Origin of the sequence: Pusillimonas sp., assembly GCF_035515275.1 — a bacterium.
Lineage (GTDB): Bacteria > Pseudomonadota > Gammaproteobacteria > Burkholderiales > Burkholderiaceae_B > Pusillimonas.
In genome coordinates this window covers 1-4,699 of record NZ_DATJBQ010000154.1, presented here as the reverse complement: position 1 = coordinate 4,699, position 4,699 = coordinate 1, and the positions used below count along the sequence as shown (strand labels likewise).

Here is a 4,699-nt window from a genome sequence, read left to right as displayed (position 1 = left end):
AGCTGTCGCGCCTAAGCGCCGCCGTGCTCGACGCCCTGGTGCGCCTGTTGGCGCCCATTCCGAAAATAGCCCTTTATCCGGCCTTTATCCTGATATTGGGTTTCGAGAACATGTCTAAAATTGCGCTGATTGTGGCCGACGCCCTGTTTCCGGTGCTGATGGCCACTTGGGCGGCTTCGCGTGCCGTAGACCAAAAGTTGATATGGTCGGCCCGCGCCGCTGGAACCAGTCGCGCCGCCTGCTTATGGAAGGTAACGCTGCCCGCCATCGTGCCCACCGTGCTGGCGGGCGTAAGGGTGGCCGGGGTCATTGCCTGCGTGGTGGTGTTTCTGGCCGAAATGATCGCCTCGACCGACGGCCTGGGTCACATGCTGACGGTCGCCGCCCGCGCCTACCGCACGCTCGACATGTTCGTACCGCTGGTCTGGATCTGCGCGGTGGGGCTGGCGCTGAACAGTTTCATTGGATTCGTTCAGCGCAAGGTGGATCATTCCGGATAAGTGGGAACAGAACAGGTGCGCAGGAACAATACAGGCACAGACGGCGTAAGCCTGTCGACTGAAAACATGCCAGGCCAGATGCGTGCAGCCGGGGGCGGCGTGGCACCGGCAACGCAATAAGCGTGCAACAACGGCAAGTGCCGTATTCATACAATAGGAAGATAAGGGCAACACATGGATGCGGCGAACCTTAAATCGTTAACATCGCAGCGGCAAAGCGCCGAAAGCGCACCGCCTTACCTGGGCCACGACACCTTCATGCCCTACGTGCTTAACCAGGCCACCGCCGCGCTAAACGCCGACTTTCAACAGGTGCTGCGCAGCGAGGGCATGACCCTGCTGCACTGGCGCGTACTGGCGTTTTTAACCGAAACCGACGGCCTGGGCGTCAGCGCCCTGGCCCATTACACCGGCGTCGACCAGGCCACGCTTTCGCGCGCGCTGACCGTAATGGAAAAATCGGGCTACGTGGCCCGCCTGCCCAACCCCGACGACAACCGAATGGTGGCCATAAAAATATTGCCCGCAGGCAAAGAACAATTTCGCCACGTACTGCCGCTGGCCTGGGGAATTTACACCCGCGCTGTAAAAGACCTGAGCATGGAAGAACAACAAACCCTGCACTACCTGCTTAACCGCATCCGCGAAAACATGGTCGAATCGCGCTAGATCGACCCGACCGCTGACGCGGCAGCTGTGTGCAGAAATAGCGAACTGTGGTGTCGGTGCTAGTTGCCAGCAACTAGCCACGATGGAATGCTTCGCTGCTGGTGCAAAATGCGCCAAACATCGATTTCGCTGGGGGTTTCAATATAAAAAATCAAGTATGGGTATCGGCCTAGGGGCCATGTACGCAAACCCGGTAAATTCAGCTCATATGCGTAGCGTGCGGATCCAATGTTGGGATGACGACTGATCTGTGTGTACGCTTGTTCTAATTCTTGAATAAAGCCTGCGGCGACGCGCTTAGAGGCGGCTTCCAAATAGTAGGTAATGGCTTCGTCGGTGTCGTTGGCGGCTTTTGCGCGCAGCACGACGGGTTTAGCCGGTGACACAGCGCTAGTTGCCGGTTTTATAGTTTTTGACGCGCTGCCTCAAAATTGAAAAATACTTGGCGTTCACGGTTTCGGCCGCTTCGGATGAGGCACCTTCCAGCAGCAACAAGCGTAGCTGCTGCCTTTCTTGATCTTGACGGATCAGTTCATGCAGATACTCGCTACTGGTGCTGTAGCCACGCTGCCGAACTTGCTCATCGACAAAGCCCTGCAGCGATTCGGTAAGTGATATGTTCAGCGTACTCATATCGTTGAGGCTAATGTTTCTGAGTAAAAAGGGCAAGCCTGCCGGGAACAATTCATCATACTGCCAAATAACATCGGGTGCAGTTTCATTGCTGTAGTCACCATGCTTTAAACTGCTCAACGGTTAGCTGTTTCTTCAACGTGCCGTTTTAATCGTGCCCCTTAAACTCACCGACACTGCGTTCCCGGACATCAAGCTGATCTCGCCCCAGGTTTTTGCCGACGAGCGTGGCTGTTTCATGGAAACGTTTCGGGCGCAGCGTTATACGCAGTTGCCGGGGCAGAACGGGACTTTTGTGCAAGACAACTTCTCGCGCTCTGTGCGCGGCGTGTTGCGCGGGCTTCATTTTCAGCACCCTAACGGGCAGGGCAAATTGCTGCGTGTGGTGCAGGGTAGTGTTTACGACGTAACCGTAGACGTGCGCCTGGGTTCGCCTACTTTCGGCCAGTGGCAGGCCCTGACGCTTAGCGAAGAAAATCCTCAGCAGCTATGGATTCCGCCCGGGTACGCGCATGGATTTCTGGTGCTTTCAGAGCAAGCCCTGGTCGACTACAAATGCACCGCTTATTACGACCCGGCAAGCGAAGCGTGTCTGCGCTGGAACGACCCCAACCTGGGCATAGACTGGCCCTGCGATGCGCCGCAGCTTTCCGACAAAGACGCACAGGGCCAAACGCTGAAAGAGCTGCTTGATGCGGGGCGGTGTCCAGCGCGATGAAGGTACTTCTTACCGGCGCCGACGGCCAGCTTGGCCGAAGCATACGGCAGCTTCGGCCTGAAGACTGGCGCCTGACCGCATTGGGCTCGAAGCAGCTGGACATTACCGACGCAGAGGCAGTTCACGCGCAAGTACAAGCCCTGCGCCCCGCAGTAATTATTAACGCAGCCGCCTACAACGCCGTCGACCGCGCCGAGCACGAGCCTGATCGAGCCTTCGCCGTCAACGCATACGGCCCCCGTAATTTGGCGCAAGCCGCCAACGAGGTAGCCGCCCGTCTGGTGCATGTATCAACCGATTATGTTTTCGGAGCCGCGCATTCATTCGGCCCTTTCGACGAGAACGCGCTCACCAGCCCATTAAACATCTACGGCGAATCAAAGCTGCAAGGCGAACAATGGGTGCTTCAAGCCCAGCCCCACGCCTTGGTGATACGCACCGCCTGGGTCTACAGCGCCACAGGCAAGAACTTCGTAACCACCATGCTGGACGCCGCCCGGCGCGGCCAGCCCCTGCGCGTGGTTAACGACCAGGTCGGCGCCCCCACCTTTGCGGGCGATTTGGCCGCAGCCATAATCGGCCTGCTTAACCACCCCCGCGCCACGGGCGGCATCTACCACTACAGCGGCGCCACCGCCCTTAGCCGCTACGATTTCGCCCGCGCCATCCTGGAAACCGCGGACCGCCTTCACCCCGGCAACCGCGCCGGCTTGCTTACCGCCATTGCCTCCAGCGATTACCCCACAGACGCCCCCCGGCCACTTTACTCGGTGCTGAACTGCCGCAAAATGGCCGCGCTGGGCTTTCCCCCTAAAGAACTGATGCAAAGCCTGCCGGACGTGGTGCGCGCCATACTGTTGTAGCACCACTTGCGTGGTCCATTTGCCATGGTTCTTTGGACGATGGCATTTCAGTCCTCTCTACCTGCCCAAGACCACTGTTTCCGCGTACGATCGCCCATTTCGGTCAAGGTCGAGCACCATGAAAACACAACATCTTTGTTGTATAATTTAGCTGTATTCGTTTCAGGAACGAAATGAAATACAGCGAATTCAGAAGATGGCTGAGCAAGAAGGGTGCAACGTTTCAGCGGCATCGATCTGGTAGCAGTCATTACCGAGTTACATTAAACGGGAAATCCACTGTTTTCCCTGATCACGGTTCGCGCGAAATTGGTAAGGGATTGGTCGAAGAAATAAAAAAGCAGCTCGGAATCAAAGACTGAAGTTTTAGCGGCGAACAGGCTTTCGCGCTAAATGTGAGGACTTATGCTTAGCTATCCCTATACCCTTACCCGAGACACAAACGGTGCATTCTTGGTTCAGTTTCCCGATGTGCCCGAAGCGCTTACTGTGGCTGACTCTGCATCAGAGGCGGCGATTAATGGGCGGGAAGCTCTGGAAGCTGCTCTGGAGATCTATTTCGACGAGAAGCGCCTCATACCCGCGCCGTCTGCGCCTGCCAAAGGGCAGCCGTGCATAACCTTGCCGGTGCTTGTGGCTTCCAAAGTCTTGCTGGCCAACGAAATGGTCAGTCAAGGTGTACGCAAGGCCGATCTCGCCCGACGCCTTAATGTGCATATGCCGCAGGTCGACCGACTGCTTGACCTACGCCATTCGTCAAAAATCGAGGCGATTGAAGCGGCCTTACGGGCGCTGGGCAAACAGCTAGACGTACGCGCGGTTTGAACAAAAAAACCGCGGGTGTTACCCCGCGGTTGAAGCGTTGTAGCTCTACGCACTAGCCCCTGCACGAACTACGCTTGCGTACAGTGGCCTGTGCGCGTACCAGGCGGTTAAACCTAAAGCCTTAAACTTTAAGCCGCCGCGCGCTGGCGCTGTACCAACTGGTTGTCTTTGCCTTCCACCAGCGGGGTCAACACAAAGTTGAACTCGATGTCCTGGTATTCGTCGGCCTTCAAACCCAGGGCCTTGCCGCCGGTTTTGTTGGTAACGGGGGGGATCAGGTCTTCGCGAGTCGCGTAGGCAAAGTCGTCCCAGATAAGCGGGTCGCCTTCAATGTTGAACTGCGTGGTCAACTTGCGCTGGCCGTCGGCGCTGACAAAGAAGTGCACGTGGGCGGGGCGGTTGCCGTGGCGGCCCAGCCCGTTCAGCAGTTGCTGCGTGGCGCCTTGGGGCGGACAGCCATAGCCTACGGGCATCAGCGTGCGGAACTCGTA

Annotated in this window: 9 protein-coding genes; 6 read left to right on the top strand and 3 right to left on the bottom strand. The window is 57.4% G+C overall.

The window, feature by feature from the left end:
- The coding region (locus tag VL003_RS11525; RefSeq protein ID WP_325442611.1) for an ABC transporter permease at positions 1-500 on the top strand (500 nt) is incomplete at its 5' end.
- A 174-nt stretch (positions 501-674) separates the two neighbouring features.
- Positions 675-1,169: a MarR family winged helix-turn-helix transcriptional regulator gene (locus tag VL003_RS11520; RefSeq protein WP_325442609.1), complete on the top strand. Its 495-nt coding sequence runs from the start codon at positions 675-677 to the stop codon at positions 1,167-1,169.
- Positions 1,170-1,228: 59 nt separating this feature from the next.
- Here VL003_RS11520 and VL003_RS11515 read toward each other — a convergent pair whose 3' ends face one another.
- Positions 1,229-1,534 carry a type II toxin-antitoxin system RelE/ParE family toxin gene (locus VL003_RS11515; protein WP_325442607.1) on the bottom strand — a complete coding sequence of 102 codons (306 nt, stop codon included), beginning with the start codon at positions 1,532-1,534 and terminating at the stop codon, positions 1,229-1,231.
- A 25-nt stretch (positions 1,535-1,559) separates the two neighbouring features.
- Positions 1,560-1,922: a ribbon-helix-helix domain-containing protein gene (locus tag VL003_RS11510; RefSeq protein WP_325442605.1), complete on the bottom strand. Its 363-nt coding sequence runs from the start codon at positions 1,920-1,922 to the stop codon at positions 1,560-1,562.
- 34 nt (positions 1,923-1,956) lie between these two features.
- On the opposite strand from VL003_RS11510, the gene rfbC reads away from it, so the two are divergent.
- From rfbC to VL003_RS11490, 4 genes are all read left to right on the top strand, one after another.
- Entirely contained in the window at positions 1,957-2,520 is a 564-nt protein-coding gene (rfbC, locus tag VL003_RS11505) for a dTDP-4-dehydrorhamnose 3,5-epimerase (protein WP_325442603.1), read from the top strand.
- Positions 2,517-3,383 carry a dTDP-4-dehydrorhamnose reductase gene (gene rfbD, locus VL003_RS11500; protein WP_325442601.1) on the top strand — a complete coding sequence of 289 codons (867 nt, stop codon included), beginning with the start codon at positions 2,517-2,519 and terminating at the stop codon, positions 3,381-3,383. Before rfbC ends, rfbD begins: the two co-directional genes overlap by 4 nt.
- 173 nt (positions 3,384-3,556) lie before the next feature.
- Entirely contained in the window at positions 3,557-3,745 is a 189-nt protein-coding gene (locus VL003_RS11495; protein ID WP_325442599.1) for a type II toxin-antitoxin system HicA family toxin, read from the top strand.
- A gap of 43 nt (positions 3,746-3,788) precedes the next feature.
- Positions 3,789-4,208 carry a type II toxin-antitoxin system HicB family antitoxin gene (locus VL003_RS11490; RefSeq protein WP_325442596.1) on the top strand — a complete coding sequence of 140 codons (420 nt, stop codon included), beginning with the start codon at positions 3,789-3,791 and terminating at the stop codon, positions 4,206-4,208.
- Between the two features lie 128 nt (positions 4,209-4,336).
- Here VL003_RS11490 and VL003_RS11485 read toward each other — a convergent pair.
- A partial coding sequence (locus VL003_RS11485; protein ID WP_487047254.1) for a dioxygenase family protein occupies positions 4,337-4,699 on the bottom strand: 363 nt, incomplete at its 5' end.